This is a genomic window from Rhodanobacter sp. FW106-HT46G03, assembly GCF_058789895.1.
The window spans coordinates 111,769-129,021 of sequence record NZ_JBYTCC010000002.1 but is presented as its reverse complement, the minus strand read 5'-3'; the positions used below and the strand labels follow the sequence as shown (position 1 = coordinate 129,021).

The window sequence follows — 17,253 nt, the reverse complement described above, 5'->3', positions numbered from 1 at the left end:
ATGAGGAACGCCGCGCGCGACGAGCATGCGGCGAGCTGTACCTGCACCCTACGTCGCCACACTTAGTCCGCCCTTATCGGCCGGCCATGACCACGGCTTTCAATCCAGCCCGCCAGATCTGCCACGAAAGGTGAAGGTGGACAACGCCTTCTCGACGAGCCACCAGCCTGCCGCCACCGGCAGGTCCTGGCTTGCGAACAGACAGCGTCGGGAACGCCTGCGCCGAGTCGGAGTACCCGAGGAAGCATGATGCTTAGGCGATCGCCTGACGCTGGCGTTGTAGCCGAAGAGCTTCCAACACTTTGGATGCCTCTCACCTTGAGGGTGTCCCTGCGCGGGTCATGCGCCGCATCCGCCAACCGATGCGGTTCCGTGTCAAGGTGGGGCGTCGAACGTATCATCTGGCTTGCGGATGACTTCACCGAACCCCCACCCAATCATGCGAATACTCGTTGCCGAAGATGAGGTCAAAGCCCGGCGCTACCTGGCTCGGGGCTTGGGAGAACAAGGCTACTCGGTCGAACTCGCCGAGGATGGCAACGTGGCGTTGACGTTGCTGCGTGAGCACGCCTTTGACGCGGCGGTGCTGGATGTAATGCTGCCGGGCCGCGATGGCTGGAGCATCGTGCAGACCATGCGTAGCGAGGCGATCCGTACCCCGGTGCTGTTTCTCACCGCGCGCGATCACGTGGAAGACCGCGTGCGCGGCTTCGAGATCGGCGCCAACGACTACTTGGTGAAACCCTTCGCTTTCGCCGAGCTGCTGGCGCGGCTGCGCAATCTGTTGCGCCAGGGCGAGCCGACGGGTGAAGCGGCGATGCTGCGCGTGGGACCGCTGCTGATCGACTCGCTGCGCCACCAAGTCACCCGAGACAGCCGGACACTTCAGCTCACGCCGAAGGAGTATGCCCTGCTGCTGCTACTGGTGCGGCACCGTGGACGAGTGCTGTCGCGCACGTTGATCGCCGAAAGTGTGTGGGGCATTTGCTTTGAATCACAAACGAACGTGGTCGACGTGGTGATCCGGCGTTTGCGCAGCAAGTTGGATGCGCCATTTGCTGCGCCGCTGCTGCACACCGTGCGCGGTGTCGGCTACATGCTGGACAGCCATGAGCATTGAACTGCCGTGGCGGCGGCGCTCGATCGGCGCGCGGCTGAGCTTGCTCTACACCCTCGTGGCGCTGACCGCCGTCGTCCTATTCGCCGGCATCACCGACTGGCGCCTGTCGACCAACTTTAGCGCCGAGCATCTGCGTTTCATGCAGGCCAAGGTGGCCGAGTTGCAGATGGACCTGAACGACGCCGAGGGCAAGCCGCAGGTGCTGCTGGGCGAGATCGCGAAGGAAACCGAGGGCACGCGCTTGCGTCAGTACGAGGCGCGCGTGCTCATCGGTGGGCACGTGCTAGGCGAGACGCCGGAGATGCGGCGCGAGCTGCCCGTTACGGTGTTCCCTCCCGCCACCGACGGCCTGCCGGCGGGGCCGCTGCAACCGCATCACGCGGACCAGTATATCTACATGCTGGCGACAGTGCGATTGACCCGCGTCAACGGCGACACACCACCGGAACTGCAGCTGGCATTGGACGTGACCCGCGACGCAGCGCTGCAGAACAGCCTGCGTCGCGCGCTGGCATTGGCGTTTCTGCTGCTGGTGCCGCTGCTGGCGTTCGCCGGGCGCTGGGTGGCGGCGCAGGGGTTGGCACCGCTCACGCGTATCGCCGGTGCCGCGCGCGCGATCACGCCAGTTGACCTCTCGGCCCGATTGCCACTGACACCGCCGTGGCCGGACGAGCTGCACGACTTGGTGCTGGTGTTCAACGCGATGCTGGCACGGATCGAGGAGGCGTTTTCACGACTGTCGCGCTTTTCGGTTGATCTGGCGCACGAGTTGCGCACGCCTCTGGCCAACCTCAGTGGCGAACTGGAGGTGTGCCTGATGCGCCCGCGCGACGCGGCAGATTATCGCACGGCGCTGGAGTCGGGCCTGGAAGAATGCCGGCGGCTCAATGGGCTGATCGAGAACCTGCTGTTCATGGCGCGCGCCGAGCACGCCGAGCAAGCCCTGCGCTGCGAGTGTTTCGATATAGCGCAAGCCTTTGCCTGGGTGACTGCCCAGCATGCCCCAAGCGCGACCGCTCGCGACATCCGCATTCGTCTGGACGGCGCCGCTACAACAGTGGCCGATCCGCTGTTGCTGCGGCAGGCGCTGGCGAATCTTCTGGGCAATGCCATACGCCATTCGCACGACGGTGGCGAGGTGCGGATCACGTTGCAGGAAGTGGCTTCCGGTGTCGACATCCGCGTGCAGGACGACGGCGAAGGCATCGAGGCGGCGCACCTGACGCACCTGTTCGATCGCTTTTACCAGGTGGACGCGGCGCGGCGTCGCGGCGTCGGCCAAGGCACCGGACTAGGGCTATCCATCGTGAAAACAATCGTCGAACTGCATGGCGGCACAGTGCGCGTGGAGAGTGTGCGCGGCCGCGGTACCAGCGTGACCATGCATGTGCCGTCGGCCCTGCAGATCCAGCCCGGCACATCAACTGGCACGCCATCGCCGACATCCGCGCACCTATGAAGCCAAACTTGGCCCATGTCGCGCATCGCGCGTTCAAGATCGGCATCGTCATCAAAGGGCTGGATGGCCTGTTGGAACTGGTGGGCGGCAGTGCGCTGCTGCTGACCGGTCGACCGGCGATTCATCACGCCGTGGCGCTGCTCACGCGGCAGGAGCTGATCGAGGATCCGCACGATGTCGTCGCCAATTACCTGCAGCACATGGCGCAGCAGCTCTCGCTGAGCACGCGGCATTTTGCGGGAATCTATCTGCTCGCGCATGGACTGGTGAAGATCGTGATGGTGGTGGGGTTGCTGCGTGGGCTGCGCTGGTCATACCCGATGGCGGTCGTGCTGATGACGACCTTCATGGGCTATCAGGGCTACCGGCAGCTCCATCAGCCTTCGTTGCTGCTTGGCCTACTCACCGTCATCGACGTCATCGTGACGTGCCTGATCGTGCGCGAGTGGCGGCATCTACCCGCCAAGACTCCGCCCATCGAATGACAGAAATGACATCCAACCGAGCGCGGTTCATCACGAACGTCCAACTAGGGGGTCTAAGCCGGAATCCTCAAAATTTCCGAAAAATATCGTAACATACTGTTTATAATAATAATTGCATACATCCTGGACACGGAGCGGTTACGTTGAAGCAGGTGACACTGTCCTTGATGCAAGCTGGGGAACCACCGGAATTTCCGTCAGCCCAGTTCCACCCCGGCCACGAGCGCATCCAAGTCGATCACCTTGCCGTTGCTCTGGAAGGTGTAATGGCCGTTGAGCAGGATGTGCCGCCAAGCTGCCGGCGACATCTGGGTGATCAATGCCAGCGCCTTGATGTTGCCGCTCTCCTCGTACTTCGTCAGCAACCGCGAGAGGATGGCCGAGTTGTAGTAGATGATCGCGTTGGCGATCAGCCGAGCGCACTGGTTGCTGATTTCGATTTCGATATCAGTGTGCCCGGTCAATTCCTTCTTGCCCCCAACCTGGGCGATGGTCGAGCGCAGCTGGTGGTACGACTCGATGCGATTCTGCGAGCGATGGACGCTTCGTTCGAGTTTCGGGTCACGTAGGTAGCGCAGCGTATAGATGCTGCGAATGAGCTTGTCGAACTCGAAGATCGCGCGCCGCGTCGGGTTCGACTCGGTGTAGGTGCACAGCTTGCGGATCAACGTGCCTTGCGTCATCTCCTTCAGGGCCAGCGTGGCGACGATCCGGTCGATGTTCGCCTTCTCGCTGACGATGAGTTGTCGATCAATTTGTCCGACTGGTCGGATCAGGCACTTTTCGTACAGCGCAGGATCGTCGGCGCAATACAGATTGTTCAACTGGTCATCGAGGTCGGTGAAGCGCGGCTCGAAGCGCAACCCAAACCAGCGCAGGATGGCGAAGTTGGCCTTGTTGACGCTGTGCATGTCGCCAGTAATCGCCGTCGGCATGATGTCCGACGTGTTGCGATACCAGATGTCGAACACGTGGTGCGCTTCATAGTCGTGCGCACCAATGAGATAGCCATTGAGCGGGGCGTGGTTGCACAACAGCGTATAGGCGACGACGCCTTTGCCGCGCCCGAAGTATTTGCGCGAGTACCGGGCTTTCACGGTGGGCCGCTCGACGCCGAACTTCTGGCCATCGACGGCGCCGTACAGCGTATCGAGGTCAAACGAGTAATGCGGGAAGATCGGCAACGCGGCGATGGCGTTGCTAATGAGGTCATTGGCTGCGTGCAGCGTCGCCTGTCGTAGGTACTGCTGGTAGGTGCTTTCCAGGACGTGGTACGGGATGTCGCTGGTGCGCGCCATGACCTGATTGCCATGGTTCATGGCCTGGGCGATGATGACGGCCATCAGGCTGTCAGCATCCGCAGTCTTCTTCGCGTAGCGGGGTTGCAGCGGCGTGAGCGCCGACAGGAACTGGCACTGGCCCTCGACGAAACGGAACACGTCGGCGACATCGCAGTACGGCAGCTGCTCGTAGAACGACTGTTCGCTCACTTTCGGGGTTTCACTCTTGGGCTTGCGCCAGATCAGCGTCTGCGTGCTCTTGTCGTATTCCAGATGCTTCAGCTTGCCCTGTTTCAGCTCGCGATTGAACGCCAGCCATTGCGTACGCAACTCGGTCGCCTGGGCCGCGAGCTGATCATCGATCGGCTGCCGCAGGAAAGGGATATCCATCTGCGCGAGTGCATCTGGCTTCTCGCTCAATGAAACCAGTTCGTCGGAGAAATGGCGGTGTTGCAGGCTGTCATCGATGTAGATCTCACCCGACTGGAAACGTTTTCTGATCTGGCGGTACAACCAGAATTCGTAGCGGTCGGCGTGCAAGCCGTTCGGTTGGCCATCGTCATCGAAGGTGAGCAGGTATGGGCGAAGCCGTTCCGGAAGCGTGGCTGCCGGACATTCGGCAACCGGCCGTTGCGACAGACGTTGCTGCTTGGCGAACACGTCCCTGGCCCAAGTCAGCGCCGCAAGCCATGGGTTGCTCGGGTCAGTGCTGGCAAAGTCGAGTGCGATGTACAGCGGTCGCAAGTGACGACGCATGCGTTCAGCCAGACTGTCCACCACCTTCCAATGCAGCGTCAGCCTGTTCGCAGGTTTGACGCTCATGCGTTGACCGATGAGCTGAAGCGAATCCTTCGGCAGGATCTTGTAGGCCTGTTTCCGCACGTTACCGAACGGCGTCGTGTCGACCAAGGTATCGTCGACGTAGAGCAACAGTAGTCGTCCGACGCGCGGTGTCTCCTGTTGCCGCTGAAGCTGCTCGGCGACGAACGATTGCTTGGCACCGGCGCGGCTCTCGTCTTCCAGGCGTTTCATGTGGTAGGCCATGGCGTCGACAAGATTGTCAGTGAGCTGCCTGTAGCGCAGCCATGCGTAGCACAGCAGGTAGAGATGGGTCTGATCCGGCTTGAGGCTGCGCAAGTCGTGGACAGTGTAGAAGTTTGCCAAACTGGCGTAATAGAGAAAGTTCTGCTGCGAGATGCCCAGCGTGGGCAGCAGTGCCTTGGCGACCCTGTGCAACGGCTCCAGCGTGGCGCGCTTTTCGCGCTCGCGGATCATCTGACGCCAGCCGAAATCCTTGGCGTCCTGCTTGAGCGCCGCCAGTTGAGACAAGGTGTCGTCGCGCACCAAGAGCTGGGCCAGTGCAGCCTTGGCCGATTCGTCCAGAACTTCCGCCAATAGCCGGCCCAAACGCAGGCGTTCAGTGGACAGGGCTTCGCTGACCAGCTCTTGCAAGGTGCCGTAGCCGGGCCGGATGATCTTGTGTTCGTTGAGCCAGATGATCAGCTCGGCGGCGACGAAGCTGGGTGTCACGTCACGCTGGACGATTTGTGCGGCCTGCTGCGCAAGCGGCGGCAAGAAGTTCCCTGCCCATGGCTGGTAGCCAAACAGCTTGGCGATCTGCGCGCGCTGAGCGTAGTGCTCATGCTTGGTGATAGATTCGCTCTTGAATCGCTTGCTATGAAAGTAGCGGCTGAGCACGAAGGCGCAATCATCTTCGACCTCGCCCCAGTCGAAACGGAAGAAGGCGTGCTTGGCCTTGAAGTAGCCGATCTGTAAGGCGCAATAAGCCTTCGCATGCATGCCGGTCCGGCTGCTGGCGAGCGCGAGTTCGGGTTCGGTCAAGGCCAGGTATTCCAGCCGCTGCGCATCGTCGAATTCCGGCAGGCCGTACAGGGCCTCCTGCTCGGCGTCCGACAAGATGACCAGCCGCTTATTTTGCTCAGACGTTCGGCGATTCACTCGTGGTGGATCCCATCATCGACGACGAGCATGCTATCGGAAATACCCGCAATCACACGATTACGGTGATGTCGTTGAGACCGCTGAACTGATCCGAGATCAGGTTGTACCAGGTCACGCCGCGCTCCCGACCGAAGTACTTCGGGTTGGCAGCGGCATGGACGATAGCTGTCGCGCTGTTCCTCGGTGACATAGCTGACAGGCATCGGGGGTTTCCTTCCTCAGAAAGTCGATTCGAGTAGGCCATCACTGAACCAAATCAGTGTCGAATCTCAGCAAGATTGGACCGGCATGGCGCGCACGCGGCGTGCTCGGATTTCGGTTTGAAACGTGCGGCGGCGAGCGGGCGTTTGGTTACCGCTACTTCGGCGATGTCAGCATTGACGTCGAAGTGGCGGCGGTACTGAGCCGAGCATCCATGATGCGTAGTGCTGTTTTCCCGCGCAGATTCTTGAGCGGGAAATAGGCTAGGTGCGACATGGGATCGACAGCCACTACATGCGCATTCGGACCGAGCATGCCTTCGCCGATCTTGGTCACCATACCGTCCTGTGTTTTGAAAACGGAAACCATGCCTGCTTCGCCCGCGACGTACACCCAGCCAAGCTGGGGGTCGATGGCCAGCACGTCGGGATCGTCGCCCACCGCGAACGTGGCGACCACGCGGTGGCTGGCGAGGTTCAACACCAGCAGCCTGGCGTTGTCCTCGCAAGCGATGAAAGCCAGCCGCTGCGCAGGCATGATCAGCAGACCGTGGTTGCCCTCGGCGCCGGGCAGATCGATACGGGCGATCACCTGATCGGCCGCCGGATCGATCTCGACCAGCTGCCGGCGCGTCTGCACGTTGGCGAAGATGTGCCCGGACACGGGGTCGTACTGGCTGTTGCCGACTTGGCCACCGAGCGGAATGGTCGCTACACGCGTGTTCGTGCGCACGTCGATCACGGTGTCGGTACCGCCCGCTTCGTCCGAAACATAAAGTTTGTGCACCTCGGGCGCATACGCCATGCCGTCCGGATAGACCCCGGCCGGCGCGCGCGCTACCACCTTCAGCGTGTTCTCGTCGATGGCGACCAGTTGGTCGGTGCCGGTGGCGGTGGCGTAGACGCGGTCGAGCGCCGGAACCACCAGCACGCCATGCACGTGGCTGATGCCGGCGATCCGCGCCACCACCTTCCGTGCCTGCGTGTCGAACACGATCACCGCGCTGTCGCCCAGGTGCGCGATGAACAGCAAGTGCCGCCCCGGGTCGAGGCTTGCGTAGTCCATCCGCGTGGTACCGCCGCCGAGCGGCACGTCGGTGATCCGGGTCAGCGGCAGCGGCTGGGTGGTATCGGGCGCCGCGGCGCAGGCCGAGGTCACGCCCAGCAGCACCATCATGCAGACAAGGCGACGCAGCAAGATCAACGTGTTCATAGACACTCCATAGGTCGAATTTGAAACCGTCTTCGTGGGAAAGTACGGCGCCCGGAATGTCATACGGGATTGCGCCGGTCGTTCGCGCAATGACCAGTACTTGATCCGCAGCCACAAACAGGAATTCCGGTGTGCTGTCGATGAACCGGGTAACCAGCCAAGGGCAAGCGATGCGATCAATCTTCGGGCGTTCCCGCATGATCCATTGCATGACCACTTCCTCTCAAGAATGAGATTTCAGTTCTTGTAGCGAATATAACATCAGCATATTGTAAGCTACATGAACTTATCTACATCAGGGCTGATGCTGGTAAGCAGCTTGCTTGGCCAGACTCAAGCCGCCCGCATGTGGCTGTGGCGCGCTCAAGGCAGCGGGGCTGGCGCGCTGCGGGATGGCATATACGTTTTGCCCAGACCGGTCCTGCCTGCTCCGTGTTTGATGAGCAGACGGCTGAGGTCATCGCGGCCGAAGGCACCGCAAAGGTCATGATGACGATCGGGCGTGAGGGCCGCATGCGCGGCATGAAGATCGGTGACGCGATGGGGCTGGCCACGTGGGCCGCGTTTGGGGCAAGGGCAGCGCTGTGAATCTTGCGCAGGGCTTCCGCTCCGCGTTGGATGCCCAGCCGCCGTCAAGCAACCCTGAGCGAACTGCTTTTGCCATGGCATGTCTGGGATGGCGTCCCGACGGAAGCTCGCGGCAGTGATGTCGAGAACCTCTTCGTACAAGCGCAGGCGCTGCACCAGACTCTCGCCGGAGCGTACATACTTGACACCAGGGACGACCAATGTTGCCGCGCCGCGGCGCCTCAGACTCGCGCAAGCCCCCGGGGTATGGGCAAAAATCAGCAGGCTGAGTTTTGGCGGTTGCACCAGGCAGATCACCGCCATGCCATGTTTGATCCTGAGACTTGCCGCAGGCCTTATATTGACTGGTGTGCATGCTGCGCATGCGACTACGAGCATGCAGCTCGCGGACAACGCGCGTGCACCGATCCCGCTGCAGGTGTCCACGCCGCCGCATCCTTGGCGCGCGCGTCTGCTGTGGGTGTTCGACATGATGGACACCGCCAGCGGCGGTCGCGCGCACGGCTGGAAGGCACCCGCACTGATTGAGCTGCGCCTGACTCAGCATCAACGCTTGCAGGCTGGGATTGACAGCCGCTGGCATGTCGATCTGATCCGCATCCTTGGCAGCAATCCTTCGAGCGATGCTGGCGATGTGCAGGTACTGGACAACCTTTCCGCGCATCACACGTGGCGCGTGTATCGCGCCTTCTGGCAGTTGGGCAATGCGCGCCGGCACTGGGCGCTGCGCCTGGGCTGGCAGGGTTACGATGAGAGCTTTGGCCTGGTGCCGGACGGCGGAGATCTGCTGAACTCCTCGTTCGGGCAGATGCCCACCGGCTCGCAGGCGGGCATGCCGATCTGGCCGCAGACCGCACTTGGCATCAGCGCGCGATGGCATCCGGGTGCGCTCTACGTGCTGACGGGCCTGTGGAGCGGTGTGCCCCGTGACCCGGGGCTGCCGCAGGGCTGGAATCTGCCGCGACGCGGCGATGGCAGTCTTCGCGCGCTGGAGTTGGGCCTGCAGCGCCACGACCGCTACAAGCTCGCAGTGGGCGGCTGGACGCTGCAGCGCGCATATACAGCCACGCAGGCGCATCACGGCATTTACGCGCTGGCCGATGCGCGTCTGCTGGCATTGGGCACGCGTGGACACCTGGTTGGATTTCTGCAATGGGGCCAGACGCAGCCATGGCACAGCGCCGTGGGCCGCTATGTCGGCGCTGGGTTGCGCTGGATCTCGCCCATGCACGGACGGGTGAGCGTCGGCATCGCGCGTGCGGCGCTGAGCCCGGCGTTCCGCGCGCGCCACCGCGGCAGCGCGCGCGCCGAAACCGCCTATGAGCTGACTTGGCGCTATCGCCTCAATCCCCACCTCGCGCTGCAGCCAGATCTGCAATATATCGTGCATCCGGCGCTGGCGCCGCAGGCAACGCACGCGCTGGAGATCGGCCTGCGGATCGATGGCAGCTTTTGAGAGACCTCTGGTAGTCGACGGCTGAGCTACCTCCGATCCACTGCCTCCCCGGAGCCGGTGGAATTCCCTCGCTCCTCCAGGTCGAGATCCGACCGCATGCGTTGCGGCCGCATCAGCGCTCAGTGACTACGGCGTCGGCGCCATGATGCGCAGGACGCTACGACCGTCCACATTCTGCAACGTGAAATAGACGCGGTGCGATGAGCGGATCGACGGCGACGAAGTGCGGTAGGCGAGATCACTGCGGCCGAGCAGACGCAGCTGCCAATCCTCGAGACGGAACACCGCGACCACACCACTTTCGCTGGCGACATAGAGCCTTTGCAAGCCGGGGTCGAAGGCGAGCACCTCGACCGCAGCACTGATAGGCGCGCTGGCGCCAGAGCAGGCCGCGGCACTGCGTGCGGCGCATGCTGCGCTGCTGCTGCGTGCACCGACCTGCACTTTGGATGATCGCCCACGTTTGGTCACCAGCGAGCCGGCGTTGCAGCAACATGCAGTCGAGCTGCTGCGCGTGGCCGCAAGCTGCGGTTTTGTTTTCGCGCACAAAGGCATGAGATGTGAGACGTGACCCTCGATTTTTCTCGTTTTCTGAGACTGTCCCGCACTCATCGTGCTGGACGCTTCAGTCACTGTGGCAAGCGAACGCGGCGAAACGTCGCCAACAGCGCCAGGTCGTAGCCGATTTTCAGCGCCCCGCAAGCCAACAACGGCAGGGCCAGCCAGCCCGCGCCGAGTATGGCACCTGCCAGGGTCGGGCCGAGTGCAGCGGCCAAGCTGCGCGGCACGGCGGTGAAGCTGGCGGCCGCCGTGCGCTCCGGCGGCGTCACCAGCGCCATGACATAGGCGCTGCGCGTGGGCACGTCCATTTGCGATAGCGCGGCACGCGCCAGCAGAAGTCCCAGCGCCAGCGATGCGCTTGGGGCGAGCGCCGCCAGCATCAGGAAAACGCTAGACGGAATATGCGTGAACACCATGGTGTTGAGCAGGCCGATGCGCCGCGCCACATGCGGTGCGGCCAGCAGCGAGGCCGCTGCCAGCAGCCCGGCGCCGGAAAAGAACAGGCCCACCGCGCCCGGTGACAAGTCAAAGCGCTGGAACAGCCAGAGTGCCAGCAGGGCGTTCACGACCAGACCACCGGCGAAGGCGTCGATGGAAAACAGCGCGGCAAGCTTGACCACCTGGCGGCGCGAAGGGCCGAGCGGCGCGGGTGGCGGCTGCGCGGTTTGATGCGCATGGGGTAAGCGCAGGTCGAGCAGCCACACACCAAAACCGGCCACCGCATACAGCACGAACATGCCGCGCAGCGCCAGCAGCATATCGATGCCGGCATGCGCCGCAAGCCAGTCGGGCAGGCCCGCAGCCAGTGCACCGATGGCGGCGGCCAAGGCACCGGCCACGCTGTAGCGGGCGAACAGCGCAGTGCGCGCTTCGCCCTGCGCGGCATGTGCCAGGCGCGCATGCTCCAGCGGCAGGAACACGCTGACGTCGCCCGAGCTGGGGTTGAGGGTACCGACGAAGGCCACCAGCAACAGCGGCCAGAATGCCGACAACCCAGCGAAAGCCAGCCCGGTAGCCGCCATCAGCAGCGCTGCGGTGAGCAGCAAGCGGCGGGAATCGACGCGGTGACCCCAGGCGCCGACCGCCAGCGTGGCCAACGCCGAGCCCAGCAGCGCCGCGGTGCTGAGCAGGCCGACTTGCCAGGTTGGCAGGCCAAGCGCCAGCAGATACGCGGGCAGCAGCACCGCGACATAGCCGTCCACCAGGGCGCGCAACGCGCGTCCAAACAGCAGCAAGCGGGCTTGCGGCGCGGTGCCATCGGGTAGCAGTCGCATCGACAGCACTCAGCGTGGCAAATGTGGAGCGAACGCGTGGCCGTCGCACCATGCGTCCAGCGCGTCGTACAGCACCATGCCGGGACCGAGCATGAAATGGTCGTTGCTGCAGTTGAGCGACAGGCCGCGCGAGATGGCCAGCAGCCGGGCGGCCTCGGGTGCGTCCTCGGGACGACCGCAATCTGCCGTGCACACGATGCGCGCCATCGTGTGCTGCGCTGCTTGCGTCAGTGCGTACTTGGCGAGGAAGGCATCGAAACCGCACAGTTCGCTGTGATGCCCCAGTTCCACGCCCGGCGCATCGAAGGGAGTCGCGCCGCTGGGCTGCGCCACGGCCAGCACTTCGTCTGCCGGCACGTAGAGAAACTCGGGGCTTGGATCGATGAAACGCGTCACCAGCCAGGGACAGGCGATGCGGTCGATCTTGGGATGCTCGCGGGTGATCCATTGCATGGTGATTTCCTCAAAATCGGGCTTTGAACGAAGCCGGTGATGGCGCTGGTCAGCAAGCCGCTCATGCTGCGCAGACGCCTTCTCGACGTAAGCCTTGCCGCATCAGGCCAAAGTCGCGGCGCATCGGCGACTTTGGCCTGGAACAACCTAGGGCGTCGGCGCCATGATGCGCAGTACGCCGCGACCGCCCACATTCTGCAACGGAAAATAGACGCGGTGAGTGAGCGGATCGACGGCGACGGAGTGCGCTTCATAGGCGAGATAACTGCGACCGAGCGGACGCAGCTGCCTGCCCTCGAGGCGGAATACCGCAACCACACCGCTTTCACTGGCGACATAGAGCCTTTGCAAGCCGGGGTCAAAGGCGAGCACGTCGGGGTCGCGCCCGGTCTGGTGCATGGACACAACGCGCATGTCGTTCATGTCAACGAGCAGCAGCCTGGCATTGCCGTCGCAGGCAACAAACGCGAGACGCGCCGGTGGGTCGAGCAGCAGACCGTGGTCGTCGTCGCAGGTCGCTGGGAGACGATAACGCTGCACGATGGCGTTGTTGCGCGGATCGATCGCCACGATCTCGTCACGCGTCTGCACATCGACGAACACCCGCTGACTGACAGGGTCGTAGCGGGAGTTGCCGACCTCGCCACCCATGGCGATGGTCGCAACCCGCCGGTTGCTGCGCGTGTCGACGACCGTCTCGGTCTGGCCCGCCTCGTCGGAGATGAACAGCTCATGCACGTCCGGCGCATAGGTCATGCCGTCGGGGTAAACGCCAGCGGGCGCATGGGCGACGACGCGGAATGTTCGCTCGGAGATGACGTCGAGCCGGTTGCGGTCGGTCGCCGTCGCAAACACCTCGCCCAGTGCCGGCACCGCCAGCACCCCATGCACGCCGGGGACGTTCGCCACGTTCGCGACCACGCGCTCGCTGCGCAGATCGACTGCGGTGACGATGCCCGACCCGAGATGTGCGATGAACAGCAGTCGCCGCTGCGGGTCGATCGTCGCGTAGTCGAAACGGTCGGGCTTGCCGGCCAGTGGAACGTCCGGGTGCACCATCTTTAGCGGCACGGCGGGCGTACCTGCGGTGGCGACGCCTGCATTCAAGGCGAACGCAAGCGCCAGCACGCCGAGCCGCCGCGCAACGAATTGAACGGCGGTGTTTTTCATTTGGTCGGCAGCACCACCAACTCACCGCTCATCCACGGCTTGTGGAACTCGCAGTGAAACGGGAATACGCCAGCCTTGTCGGCGGTGAAAGAGACCGTTTCCGTGGAAAGGGGCGGCAGCGACTGGTTGATGCCGTAACCGGGGATGGTGAGGGTGTGCCCATCATCGCCGCCGCCTTCGAGGTTGCGGATATGGAGCACGACATGGTCACCTTGATTGACGACGATTGTGCCGGGCGTGAAACCATAGACCTCACCAAATTTGGCGACGACCCGCTTTTGTGCGGGATTGTCTTTGGACGCCCAGGCGACCGTCTGCATGTTGAAGGTGCGGGTGGTGGCCGAAAAAGCCGGTGCGGCCCCGAGCAACCCTGCGGTAAAGACGATACCGGCGGCGATGAAACTAAGCTTGCGCATGGTTTTACTCCTAAAGATGACACGTTGGATCAACGTAACAGCAGCCACACGATGCGGCCGCTGCCTCTTGCTTGCTCTGTAACGCACAAATTCCTGTTCGATATTCGAAAACTCTTCGATCCGCGGCTGCGCCATGTCAGCCGAAATGCCGCCCGTAGAGCACCAGCCCGGCGAGTAGTCCGAGGCCGACCAGCAGCGGCTCCGGCCAGCGCGGCCGCCACAGCAGTGCGGCAAATGCGGCTGTCGCCAGGATCGCGGTCGCCGCATCGACGATGGCGGAATCGGCGATCAGCAGGCCGGTGCCGAACAGGGCGCCGACGACCGCGGTGGTGATGCCGTGCAGGAAGCCTTGCACGCGCCGGCTGCCGCGCACCCGCTTGAGCAGGGGCACCGCCAGCGCGGTGAACAGTAGCGCTGGCGCGAAAATGCCGACGGTGGCCGCGATGGCGCCGGGGAGTCCGCGGACCAGATAGCCGACGAAGGTGGCCGTGATCACCACCGGCCCCGGCGTGACCATGCCGATGGCGACGGCATCGAGAAACTGCTGATTGCTGAGCCAGTGGTATTGATCGACCACGTAGGCCTTGAGGAAGGGTGCGATCACCAGCCCGCTACCGAACACCATCAGCCCGGTCTTGAAGAAAAAGACGAACAAGCCGGCTGTCGTCGCCGCACCGGCGAACACGCCGCCGATCGCCAGCGCGCCGATGCCGTTGAGGCGCGGCCCCGCGGACGCCACTGGCGGCGGTGGTGCGGCCGCTGCAGGCGGCGCGAACAGCCAGCATCCGATCAAGCCGGCACCGAGGAACAAGCTGATCAACTCGGCGCGGAAGATCAGTGTCACCGTCGCGGCGATCGTCGCGAACAGCCACGACGGCGCACTGCGCTTGAGGGTCTTGCGGCCGAGGTTCCAGCACGCCTTGAGGATTAGCGCCACGATCACCGGCGCCACGCCGTAGAACACGGCGCGCAGCTGCCAGGCATGCTGGAAACGCCCATACAGCGCAGCGATCGCAACGACGATCAGAAACGGGGCCAGCGCGAAGGCGATCGCCACCAGCAGCGCACCCGACAGCCCCCCGCGCACATAACCGCAATACACCCCCAGCTGATAGGCCAGCGGGCCGGGGCAGGCGGTGGCCAGCGCCAGACCGTCAGCGTATTCGTGCTCGCTCAGCCAGGCCCGCTTCTCGACCAGATCACGGTGCATGGTGTTGGCCAGCGCCACCGGGCCGCCGAAGCCGCCCGCGCCCAGGCGCAGGAAATACCATGCCAGATCCAGGCGCGTGGGCAGAACCGGCGAAACATTATCGTCAGGCGGCGTGGGGTTCATGGTCTACCGCTCCGCGACCGTCGCGCGGGCGGCGTACAGATAATCGAGCGTCTGCCGATCGCGGCCACCAACTCGACGTCGTCGTGGGGCTGCGCGCGCACCGGCCAGGATGCCATAGGGAATAGCAACGGTCGCTCGCGCGACGGCCAGTCTTGATCCGCCGCCACAAACCGGAATTGCGGTGTGGTGTCCAAGAACCGGCCAATCGGCCAAGGGCAAGCGATGCCGTCAATCTTCGGGCGTTCCCGCGTGATCCGTTGCATGGCCGTCATTTCCAAAGGATGAGATTATATTTGTAGTGAACGTAACGTATGCGTATTATATGCTACATGAATTCTTCCATGTCATGGCTCATGCTGGTGAGCAGCTTGCCCGGCCAGACCCAAACCGCCCGCATGCGGGTCTGGCGCGCGCTCAAGGCCGCCGGGGCCGGTGCGTTGCGGGATGGCGTGTATGTCCTGCCGCAGACCGATACCTCCCGCGCCGTGCTCGACGAGCAGGCCGCCGAGGTCATCGCGGCCGAGGGTGACGCCCACATCATTTTCTTTGCCAGTCGAGACGAAGCCCAGCAGCAGGCGCTGGTGGCGCTGTTCGATCGCAGCGACGAGTACCGTGCGTTGTTCGGCCAACTCGATGCGCTGCAGGGGCGGCTGGCCACGCTGGATGAGGTTCAAGCCCGGCGGGAGCTCGCCATGCTCCGCCGCGACCTCGCCGCGTTGGTGGCGATCGACTTCTTTCCCGGGCCATCGCGGCAGCAGGTGGAGCATGCGCTGGCCGATGCGGAGAGTGCGCTGAATGCACGCTACTCGCCCGATGAGCCGCACGCCCGGCGCGGCGCCGTGCCGCGCTGCGATCCGACGCAATACCGGGGGCGCCTGTGGGCGACGCGCGAGCAGCTGTGGATCGATCGGGTAGCGTCGGCATGGCTGATCCGCCGGTTCATCGACCGGAAGGCGAAATTCGTCTGGATCAAGACCGCCAGGAGTTGCCCGAAGGACGCGGTGGGTTTCGACTTCGATGGCGCGGCGTTCACCCATCGTGGCGCACGGGTGACCTTCGAGGTGTTGCTGGCCAGTTTCGGGCTGGGTGACGACCGCGGTCTGGCGCGCCTGGGCGCGCTGGTGCATTACCTCGACGTGGGCGGCGTGTCGGTGCCGGAGGCGGCGGGGTTCGCCGCGATCATGGCCGGGGCCCGGGCCACCCAGCCGGACGACGACGCACTGCTGAAAACCATCGCGCCGGTGCTCGACAGCTTGTATGCCGCCTACGCGCAAGACCCCGATCCCGCGCCCAAGCAGGCGCGGAAATAGTTCCATTCCCTGAATCGGAGTATCGCCATGCACCTTCGTCGCCTTCATCTCGCCCGTCATCACGGCCTGCGCCGCCTGGTCTCCTCGCTGAGCGTAGCCTTGCTGATCGCCTTCACCGTGCAGACCGCACATGCCACGGCACTTGATGCAAAACGCATCGGCGCCGCCAGCGGAGCGACCGCCACCACCACGCCGGATGGCGTGGTGCATCTGGGCTGGAGCCGAACGGACGTCAAGGTGACGGTCGATGGCGTGCCCTTGCCACCAGCTGCCGGCCTCGGTTCCTGGGCCGCGTTTTCACCCATGCCGCACGGCCAGGCCATGGTGATGGGCGACACCGTGGTGTTCCAGGACGAAGTGGATGCCGCGATGGACGCGGCCTTCGCCCACGGCCTGGCGGTCACAGCCCTGCATAACCACTTCTTCTACGACACGCCCAGTGTGTTTTTCATGCACCTTGGCGGCGAAGGCAATCCCGAAACCCTCGCCGCCGGCGTCAAAGCCGTCTGGGCGGCCATTCGCGCCGTGCGCAGCGCGCATCCGCAGCCGGCGACGGGATTTGGTGGTGTCGCGCCGGTGTTCGGCCGTATTGACGCCGATGCCGTGGGCAAGATCGTGGGTCAGCCGGCTACCGACATGCAGGGCGTGGTCAAGGTGACGATCGGGCGCGAGGGCCGCATGCACGGCATGAAGATCGGCGGCTCGATGGGGCTGACCACCTGGGCCGCGTTCAGCGGAAGCGACCAGGCTGCCGTGATGGACGGTGACTTCATCATGAAAACCGCGGAAGTGCAGCCGGTGCTGCATGCGCTGCGCAAGGCCGGTATCCATATCGTTGCCCTGCACAACCACATGATGGGCGGCAACCCCGGATTTTTCTTCACCCACTTCTGGGGCAAAGGCACGGTGCGGTCGCTCGCCGGCGGGTTCCGCGCAGCGCTTGATGCACAAGCCGCCGTCGACCAACGATAGC

15 protein-coding genes and 2 pseudogenes are annotated in these 17,253 nt (G+C 63.9%); 6 read left to right on the top strand and 11 right to left on the bottom strand.

Translation table 11 applies throughout. The annotated features are described in order from the left end of the window. Positions 1 to 439: 439 nt before the first annotated feature. The 3 genes from AC3WP6_RS16750 to AC3WP6_RS16740 are packed head-to-tail and all read left to right on the top strand — an operon-like array spanning position 440 to position 3,064. Positions 440 to 1,120, top strand: coding sequence for a heavy metal response regulator transcription factor (locus AC3WP6_RS16750; protein WP_369488097.1), 681 nt, complete (start codon positions 440 to 442; stop codon positions 1,118 to 1,120). Continuing rightward, positions 1,110 to 2,579 carry a heavy metal sensor histidine kinase gene (locus AC3WP6_RS16745; protein ID WP_369488096.1) on the top strand — a complete coding sequence of 490 codons (1,470 nt, stop codon included), beginning with the start codon at positions 1,110 to 1,112 and terminating at the stop codon, positions 2,577 to 2,579. The genes AC3WP6_RS16750 and AC3WP6_RS16745 overlap by 11 nt, the downstream gene beginning before the upstream one ends. Next, positions 2,576 to 3,064 carry a DUF2127 domain-containing protein gene (locus tag AC3WP6_RS16740; RefSeq protein WP_369504037.1) on the top strand — a complete coding sequence of 163 codons (489 nt, stop codon included), beginning with the start codon at positions 2,576 to 2,578 and terminating at the stop codon, positions 3,062 to 3,064. The genes AC3WP6_RS16745 and AC3WP6_RS16740 overlap by 4 nt, the downstream gene beginning before the upstream one ends. Positions 3,065 to 3,261: 197 nt before the next feature. On the opposite strand, the gene AC3WP6_RS16735 is transcribed toward AC3WP6_RS16740, so the two are convergent. The 4 genes and pseudogenes from AC3WP6_RS16735 to AC3WP6_RS16720 all read right to left on the bottom strand — a co-directional run. Further along, positions 3,262 to 6,303 (bottom strand): Tn3 family transposase, encoded by a 3,042-nt coding sequence (locus AC3WP6_RS16735; RefSeq protein ID WP_369501232.1) that lies wholly within the window; start codon positions 6,301 to 6,303, stop codon positions 3,262 to 3,264. A 61-nt stretch (positions 6,304 to 6,364) separates the two neighbouring features. After that, positions 6,365 to 6,466 (bottom strand): annotated as a pseudogene (locus tag AC3WP6_RS16730) (Tn3 family transposase); the annotation flags it as partial. 197 nt (positions 6,467 to 6,663) lie between these two features. After that, positions 6,664 to 7,680, bottom strand: a complete 1,017-nt coding sequence (locus AC3WP6_RS16725; RefSeq protein WP_492628879.1) for a hypothetical protein — start codon at positions 7,678 to 7,680, stop codon at positions 6,664 to 6,666. A 127-nt stretch (positions 7,681 to 7,807) separates the two neighbouring features. After that, a pseudogene (locus AC3WP6_RS16720) lies at positions 7,808 to 7,918 on the bottom strand (chromate resistance protein ChrB domain-containing protein); the annotation flags it as partial. A 765-nt stretch (positions 7,919 to 8,683) separates the two neighbouring features. Between AC3WP6_RS16720 and AC3WP6_RS16715 the strand changes: the two are divergent. Continuing rightward, positions 8,684 to 9,763 carry a carbohydrate porin gene (locus AC3WP6_RS16715; protein ID WP_369501234.1) on the top strand — a complete coding sequence of 360 codons (1,080 nt, stop codon included), beginning with the start codon at positions 8,684 to 8,686 and terminating at the stop codon, positions 9,761 to 9,763. Between the two features lie 126 nt (positions 9,764 to 9,889). Here the strand turns inward: AC3WP6_RS16715 and AC3WP6_RS16710 are convergent, their stop codons facing one another. From AC3WP6_RS16710 to AC3WP6_RS16680, 7 genes are all read right to left on the bottom strand, one after another. After that, entirely contained in the window at positions 9,890 to 10,375 is a 486-nt protein-coding gene (locus tag AC3WP6_RS16710) for a hypothetical protein (protein ID WP_369501235.1), read from the bottom strand. A gap of 17 nt (positions 10,376 to 10,392) precedes the next feature. Continuing rightward, entirely contained in the window at positions 10,393 to 11,598 is a 1,206-nt protein-coding gene (locus AC3WP6_RS16705; RefSeq protein WP_037099809.1) for an MFS transporter, read from the bottom strand. Between the two features lie 9 nt (positions 11,599 to 11,607). After that, positions 11,608 to 12,051 carry a chromate resistance protein ChrB domain-containing protein gene (locus AC3WP6_RS16700; protein ID WP_369501236.1) on the bottom strand — a complete coding sequence of 148 codons (444 nt, stop codon included), beginning with the start codon at positions 12,049 to 12,051 and terminating at the stop codon, positions 11,608 to 11,610. Positions 12,052 to 12,198: 147 nt separating this feature from the next. Then, positions 12,199 to 13,221 (bottom strand): YncE family protein, encoded by a 1,023-nt coding sequence (locus AC3WP6_RS16695; RefSeq protein ID WP_369501237.1) that lies wholly within the window; start codon positions 13,219 to 13,221, stop codon positions 12,199 to 12,201. Continuing rightward, positions 13,218 to 13,637 (bottom strand): cupredoxin domain-containing protein, encoded by a 420-nt coding sequence (locus AC3WP6_RS16690; protein WP_008211467.1) that lies wholly within the window; start codon positions 13,635 to 13,637, stop codon positions 13,218 to 13,220. Before AC3WP6_RS16690 ends, AC3WP6_RS16695 begins: the two co-directional genes overlap by 4 nt. Before the next feature lie 136 nt (positions 13,638 to 13,773). Next, complete coding sequence (chrA, locus tag AC3WP6_RS16685) at positions 13,774 to 14,970, bottom strand: chromate efflux transporter (RefSeq protein WP_008211465.1); 1,197 nt, start codon at positions 14,968 to 14,970, stop codon at positions 13,774 to 13,776. Continuing rightward, positions 14,967 to 15,233 carry a chromate resistance protein ChrB domain-containing protein gene (locus tag AC3WP6_RS16680; protein WP_081491758.1) on the bottom strand — a complete coding sequence of 89 codons (267 nt, stop codon included), beginning with the start codon at positions 15,231 to 15,233 and terminating at the stop codon, positions 14,967 to 14,969. The genes chrA and AC3WP6_RS16680 overlap by 4 nt, the downstream gene beginning before the upstream one ends. Positions 15,234 to 15,311: 78 nt before the next feature. Between AC3WP6_RS16680 and AC3WP6_RS16675 the strand changes: the two genes are divergently transcribed. After that, entirely contained in the window at positions 15,312 to 16,280 is a 969-nt protein-coding gene (locus AC3WP6_RS16675; protein WP_008211463.1) for a chromate resistance protein ChrB domain-containing protein, read from the top strand. Positions 16,281 to 16,307: 27 nt separating this feature from the next. Beyond that, entirely contained in the window at positions 16,308 to 17,252 is a 945-nt protein-coding gene (locus tag AC3WP6_RS16670; protein WP_008211462.1) for an LppY/LpqO family protein, read from the top strand. The last annotated feature ends 1 nt before the right edge of the window (position 17,253 follow it).